Below are 6,357 nucleotides of genomic sequence, written 5' to 3' on the forward strand. Positions count from 1 at the left end.
TTACTTACTCGTGGCCTTCTGGCAGCAGGTGCTCGCTTAATGCGGCTTTGATATTGTCGGGGATTGCTGCGGTTTTCTGTGTCTCGTAATTGTAGTGCACCATGGTGGTAGTGCCAGAGTTACAGCGCTTACCACCCTGCCAGGCTTCCTGATAAGCCTCGAAAGAACTGTTTCCTATGCGTTTAACCCAGGTTTTAATGGTAACGGGTTCGCCATAGAAAATTTGCGCGTGAAAATTTACCTGATAACTGGCCAGTATCAGTGGCCAGCTTTCCAGCTCAAGCGAGGGGGTAAACATTTTGAACAAGGGGGTGCGGCCTTCTTCAAACCACACCACCATAACGGTATTCCCTACATGTCCTGCGCCGTCAGTTTCGCTGAAACGCACATTGGTTGTCATTTCAAACATACTACACCTGCTTAAGAAGTGGTTTTAAGAAACGGCCAGTGTGCGAAACCGGGCTTTCAGCAATGTCTTCCGGCGTGCCTTCGGCAATGATCTGTCCGCCGCCTGAGCCGCCTTCCGGTCCTAAATCTACCAGATAATCGGCGGTTTTAATTACGTCCAGGTTGTGCTCAATGACTACTACAGTGTTGCCGTGATCGCGCAGGCGGTGCAGCATACCCAACAGTTGTTTAATATCGTGGAAGTGCAAACCCGTAGTCGGCTCATCCAGAATATAGAGAGTTTGGCCGGTATCGCGTTTAGACAGTTCCTTGGCCAGTTTTACACGCTGAGCTTCACCGCCCGATAACGTGGTAGCAGCCTGACCTAAGCGAATGTAAGACAAACCAACATCCATCAGGGTTTGCAACTTGCGGGCAATCGCTGGAATCGGGTCGAAGAACTCGCGGGCGTCTTCAACGGTCATTTCCAGTACCTGATGAATATTTTTATCCTTGTATTTAATTTCCAGCGTTTCGCGGTTGTAGCGCTTGCCTTTACAGACATCGCACGGCACGTATACGTCGGGCAGGAAGTGCATCTCAACTTTTATTACCCCATCGCCCTGACAGGCTTCACAGCGACCGCCTTTTACGTTGAAACTAAAGCGGCCAGGCTTGTAGCCGCGTGAGCGGGCTTCCTGCGTGCCGGCGAACATTTCGCGAATGGGTGTGAATATGCCAGCGTAAGTTGCCGGGTTTGAGCGCGGTGTGCGTCCAATCGGGCTTTGATCGATATCGACCACTTTGTCGAGCTTATCCAGGCCGGTAATTGACTTGTACGGCGCTGGCTCACTGGTAGTGGCGTTGTTAAGTTCACGGTGTGCTATGCGATAGAAGGTATCGTTGATCAGGGTAGATTTACCCGAGCCCGATACACCCGTTATACAGGTCATCACGCCTATCGGGATACGCAATGTCACGTCTTTCAGGTTGTTGCCCGTTGCGCCGGTTAATTCCAGCCATTGGCCGTCTTTCGCTTTGTTGCGCTCGGCAGGTACTTCAATTTTCTCGCGGCCAGACAAGTATTTTCCGGTTAGCGAGTTTTCGTTATTCAGAATGTCTTCCAGTGTGCCCTGGGCAATGATTTGGCCGCCATGCACACCCGCGCCAGGGCCAATATCAATAATATAATCGGCTTCTTTAATGGCGTCTTCGTCGTGCTCTACCACCAATACGGTATTACCCAGATCGCGCAGGTGGGTGAGGGTTTTCAGCAAGCGTTCGTTGTCGCGCTGGTGCAAACCAATTGAGGGTTCGTCGAGTACATACATCACCCCGACAAGGCCCGCTCCAATCTGACTGGCGAGACGAATTCGCTGCGCTTCGCCACCGGAAAGCGTATCAGCACTGCGCGACAGAGACAGGTAGTTCAGACCCACGTTTACCAGGAAGCGCAAGCGGTCGAGAATTTCTTTTAATATCTTGTCGGCTATCTGTGCACGTTGACCCGACAAATTCAGATGCTCAAAAAAGTCGTAAGCACCGGCAATCGACATATCTGCAATAGCAGGTAAGTTAGTGCCTTCAATGAATACATGACGAGCTTCTGTGCGCAGGCGCGTGCCGCCGCAACTGTTACAAGGTTGCTGGCTCAGGAACTTGGAGAGTTCTTCGCGAACGGTATTGGATTCGGTTTCACGGTAACGGCGTTCCATATTGGGGATAATCCCCTCAAATGGATGCTTGCGCTCCATAATATCGCCGCGATCGTTGATATAGCGGAAATTTATCGACTTGCCCTTAGAGCCGAACAGCACAATGTTTCTGTGTTCATCGGATAATTCGTTAAGGGGTACCGTAAGACTAAAGCCGTAATGATCCGCTACCGCCTGTAGCATTTGAAAATAATAGTAGCTGCGCTTATCCCAGCCACGAATGGCGCCGCCAGATAAACTGATTTCGTCATTGGTAACCACTTTGAACGGGTCGAAAAACTGGCGTGTACCCAGACCATCACAAGTGCCACAGGCACCGGCCGGATTGTTGAACGAGAATAAACGCGGTTCAAGTTCACTAATGCTGTAGCCACAATGCGGACAGGCAAAGTTAGCTGAAAAGATAATTTCCGGCGTATCCGGTTCGTCCATGTACGCTACTTTGGCATTTCCTGCAGACAGCGCCAACGCCGTTTCAAAGCTTTCAGCAAGACGCAGTTGCAAGTCGTCGCGTACTTTAAAGCGGTCGATAACCACTTCGATGGTGTGCTTTTTGTGCAAATCTAATTCGGGTGGATCCGACAAATCACACACTTCACCGTCGATACGTGCCCTAATGTAACCTTGTGCCGCCAGCGACTGCAGGGTTTTAACGTGTTCGCCCTTACGGTTTTGCACTACTGGTGCTAGCAGCATCAGCTTGGTGCCTTCCGGTAATTCCAGTACGCGATCGACCATTTGAGAAATGGTTTGGGCATCCAGCGCTACATCGTGCTCCGGACAGCGCGGCGTGCCTACCCGGGCAAACATTAAACGCAAATAATCGTAGATCTCGGTAATCGTACCCACGGTTGAACGCGGGTTGTGCGAGGTGGATTTTTGCTCAATGGATATCGCTGGAGACAACCCCTCAATGTGATCAACATCGGGTTTTTCCATCATCGACAAAAACTGACGCGCGTAAGCTGACAACGACTCAACATAACGTCGCTGGCCTTCAGCGTATAATGTATCGAACGCCAGAGATGATTTCCCTGAGCCTGACAAGCCGGTGATCACCACCAGTTTGTCACGGGGAATAGTGATATCGATATTTTTCAGATTGTGGGTGCGGGCACCGCGAACTTCTATGTTATCCATTCGAACCTGATTGCGAGACAAAAGAAACAGTATGCCATAACCGGCGACCTCTTGAATATGCCACTTTACCGAAATCAGATCAGTAGGTGTACACAAAGGGCAGGTGGTAGGTACACAGTGGTAAAATGTGCTACACTGCGCGCCCATTTTAACCAAGCAACAGAGAATCCACTGCCTTGAATGCTTTAGAAGTCCGGGCCGCTTGCACACTGGCGCTAGTTTACGTATTGCGTATGTTAGGGTTGTTTATGGTAATGCCAGTACTGGCCGTTGCCGCAGCGCAGTTTCCTGATTATTCGCCTATGATGGTAGGCATTGCCATTGGGGGGTACGGGCTCACCCAGGCAGCGCTGCAAATCCCAATGGGTATGTTGTCTGATCGCTGGGGGCGTAAGCCGGTGATTTTGCTTGGTCTGTCGGTGTTTGCTCTGGGTAGTCTGGTTGCGGCACTGGCTGATACGATGGCCTGGATGATTGCAGGGCGTGTACTACAAGGCGCGGGTGCCATTGCCGGTGCAATTATGGCGCTGGCAACAGACGTTGCGCGCGAACAACAACGCGCCAAGGTGATGGCGATTATCGGTATTGCCATTGGATTTTCGTTTTATCTTGCTGTACTGATCGGCCCCATTATTGCCGATAGTTGGGGCATTGCCGGTATCTTCTGGGTAACCGGTGTGCTGGCTTTAGCATGCTTGCCCATGGTGAAGTGGGCGGTGCCAGACAGCCCGCAGCGTGTTAGCGCTGAAACCCTGCCACGCGGTGACCAGGTGTGGGCTATGTTTGTCTCTTCGCAGTTATGGCGCTTAAACGTAAGCGTGATGCTTCTGCACATGATGATTACCCTGTTATTTGTGCAGATCCCACTGTCGCTGGTGGCGTTAGGTATGCAACTGGACAGTCACTGGACTTTGTATTTACCTGTACTGCTGGTATCTGTTGTGTTGCTCGGTGGCATGATGCGCAGCAGCCGGGGCAAAGCGCCAAGGCGTATGCTGATGTCGGCCATTGCCATGCTGCTGGTTGCTTTTGCCATGCTGGGCAGCGGTATGTTGAATTGGTGGTTTGTGGTTACCGCTATGGTAGTGTTTTTTACCGGCTTTAATTACCTTGAAGCAAACCTCCCTGCGCTGGTCTCCAGTATTGCACCTGCCGGCCAGAAGGGCACCGCAATGGGGATTTATGCTAGTTTCCAGTTCTTCGGTGCCTTCCTGGGTGGCGTGGTGTCAGGTTCAATTGCTACGAAGTTTGGTGCCCAAGGGGCATACATCAGTGGCATCGTGGTGGCGATTTTATGGGCCTTTATTATGATGGGGCTGCGCACTACCGACAAGTTTAAGCGGGTTACCCTTACTCTCGACAATGGTGTGCAGGTTGCAGCAGCTCAACTGCAATTACTTGAGCGTCATTCCGGCGTTATTGAATGCTTATATGACGCACAACAGGGCCTGTTGTTCCTGAAAGTCGATAGCGACTTTAACGAACTAGAGGCCCGCGCGCTTATCAAACAGTGGGCCTGATCATTACATAATCAGGCCGCTGGGGCAGGCACAACATGCAACACGCCCACTTCCACATTCACTACTTCCACTTCTGTTCCTGCTGGAATGGGAAGCTGACTCTTCACCGTCCAGTGAATGCCGGAATAGGCGTGGGTAGTAACCGCTGCAGGGCCAATGGCTTCCGCTAAGACAAAACGAACGCCATTGAGATCACTGGTGACGGGCTTTTTCTCTACCTGCTGTTGCATTTGCAGTAACGGGCGATACAACAATGCGGCCGACACCGCAGTAAGGATCCCGACGCTGATAAACGCATTCAGATACGTAGCAGGCACAATATCCAGGTAAAATAGTCCGGATGTGATCAGCGCTGCAATCCCAACAAATAACAGCACAAAAGTAGCAAAACCCAGAACGGCAATCTCAATGGCCAACAGTAACAGACCAATCACTGCCAGCGTAGAGGCCAAATTGTCTGATAACCAATCCATATCCGTTACCCTTTATTCATTTTGTTAATGATTGCCATGGCTTGTGTAACCATACTGGCAGCATCGGTTGACCCATCAGGCAGCAGTACAATTGACGATTCACGGGCAATCGCTTGTTTGGCCTCAATGGCTTTGGTTGCCAAATCCAGTTGAATGGCTTTTTGACCTTCTTCGGTATCGGCAGCCGCACCCACTTTGCGCAAGGCTTCGGCTTGGGCTTCTGCAACCGCCAAAATGGCTTGGGCTTCACCCTCGGCTTTTAATACCTGCTCGGCTTTGTCTGCCTCAGCGGCCAGAACCACCGACTGTTTGGCACCTTCTGCGCGGTTAATGGCTGCCTGGCGATCGCCTTCTGATTCCAGAATTTGCGCGCGTTTAACACGCTCTGCTTTCATCTGGGCTTCCATTGCTTCCATTACAGAATTGGGTGGCACAATGTCTTTGATTTCGTAACGCAGTACCTGAATTCCCCAGGGGCCACTGGCCTCGTTAATCGAAGCAACAATGTTGGTATTTAACTGGTCGCGTTCTTCAAAGGTTTTATCCAGCTCCATTTTACCCAGCTCGGAACGCATGGTGGTTTGGGCCAGTTGGGTCACCGCAAACACGTAGTCATCATTGCCTTATCTCCTAAAATTTTTTTCTAGAATTCGCCACTATTCTAAGGGGTGATTAATTAACGCATTGAAATTTATAATAAAACTATGTAGGCAGGGGCTTTCAGTTACGCTTTAGAAAAAAAATGGGAAAATTTCTTCTAAATTCAACTACAATCAGATTATGTTGGATGTTTCTAACAGTAAAACTAGTAGCCATTTTTGTTGTTAAAGTGACAGCTATGTTCACCAATATAATTTTCAAACCTCTCACGATGTACATTGTTTAGTCGGTCGGTACTTAACTCATTACCTGCCTTTATTCCTAGTTATTTTTAATAAGAATGGGTCGGTGAGCAGCTTTCACTGTTTCCCCAAAGCATCTTGAATCGCGCCGGTAAATTCGGAGGCGGATTTGTTTGAGTCATGCTGCCGTATCTTCGGCTAATTGTCGATAATAGTTTTCCTCATATTCCAGTGGCGGGATATCACCGATTGAACTCAGCAGTCTTCTATTGTTGAACCA

The 6,357-nt window shown here is 50.0% G+C and carries 4 protein-coding genes and 1 pseudogene; 1 reads left to right on the forward strand and 4 read right to left on the reverse strand.

Features of this window, described 5'->3' with window-relative positions:
• Window positions 1-4: 4 nt before the first annotated feature.
• Complete coding sequence (locus tag ACLR2L_RS05405) at window positions 5-409, reverse strand: acyl-CoA thioesterase (protein ID WP_140961120.1); 405 nt, start codon at window positions 407-409, stop codon at window positions 5-7.
• Window position 410: 1 nt separating this feature from the next.
• The gene (gene uvrA / locus ACLR2L_RS05410; protein ID WP_413366361.1) at window positions 411-3,242 is read right to left on the reverse strand and encodes an excinuclease ABC subunit UvrA; all 2,832 of its coding nucleotides are present in this window, start codon (window positions 3,240-3,242) and stop codon (window positions 411-413) included.
• Window positions 3,243-3,418: 176 nt separating this feature from the next.
• On the opposite strand from uvrA, the gene ACLR2L_RS05415 reads away from it, so the two are divergent.
• Window positions 3,419-4,762, forward strand: coding sequence for an MFS transporter (locus ACLR2L_RS05415; RefSeq protein ID WP_140961116.1), 1,344 nt, complete (start codon window positions 3,419-3,421; stop codon window positions 4,760-4,762).
• Between the two features lie 11 nt (window positions 4,763-4,773).
• On the opposite strand, the gene ACLR2L_RS05420 is transcribed toward ACLR2L_RS05415, so the two are convergent.
• Window positions 4,774-5,235: an NfeD family protein gene (locus tag ACLR2L_RS05420; RefSeq protein WP_413366364.1), complete on the reverse strand. Its 462-nt coding sequence runs from the start codon at window positions 5,233-5,235 to the stop codon at window positions 4,774-4,776.
• Window positions 5,236-5,240: 5 nt separating this feature from the next.
• Window positions 5,241-5,858 (reverse strand): annotated as a pseudogene (locus ACLR2L_RS05425) (SPFH domain-containing protein); the annotation flags it as partial.
• Between the last annotated feature and the right edge of the window lie 499 nt (window positions 5,859-6,357).

This window comes from Alteromonas sp. AMM-1 (assembly GCF_047290655.1).
GTDB classification, from domain to species: Bacteria; Pseudomonadota; Gammaproteobacteria; order Enterobacterales; family Alteromonadaceae; genus Alteromonas; species Alteromonas mangrovi.

Coding starts and splice junctions, on each gene's coding strand:
- ACLR2L_RS05405 (WP_140961120.1), bottom strand. CDS start 409: ATGTTTGAAATGACAACCAATGTGCGTTTCAGCGAAACTGACGGCGCA.
- uvrA (WP_413366361.1), bottom strand. CDS start 3,242: ATGGATAACATAGAAGTTCGCGGTGCCCGCACCCACAATCTGAAAAAT.
- ACLR2L_RS05420 (WP_413366364.1), bottom strand. CDS start 5,235: ATGGATTGGTTATCAGACAATTTGGCCTCTACGCTGGCAGTGATTGGT.